This window comes from Dellaglioa sp. CoH-57-MRSF-21, from assembly GCF_056781915.1.
Genome location: NZ_JBXAXU010000175.1, coordinates 1 through 279 on the forward strand (window position 1 = coordinate 1; position 279 = coordinate 279).

Annotated in this window: 1 pseudogene; it reads right to left on the reverse strand. The window is 51.6% G+C overall.

The features are described 5' to 3' along the window. Positions 1-194 (reverse strand): annotated as a pseudogene (locus tag AC1RPQ_RS08430) (hypothetical protein); the annotation flags it as partial. Positions 195-279: the final 85 nt, after the last annotated feature.

Here is a 279-nt window from a genome sequence, read left to right on the forward strand (position 1 = left end):
CGATTCATGTCGAACATTTTCTTCACGTCTGCGTCGGCCGCTGCGTACCAGTCAGCGATCGTGCCGTGTTCGATCAGCCCCTTCTTAATCTGAAGCGGCTTGAACGCGCCAATTCGTGGAATGCTGTCAATCTTATCGCCCAGCAGAATTTGATACTGCAAGAACTGGGCTGGAGTGAGGCCTTCACGTTCCATCAGGTCAGCCTCTGTGATGTATATCGGGTCCGGTTTGCTTTCTTTGTTCTTGTGAGCCGAATCGTACATAAGCACGTGCTTTCCC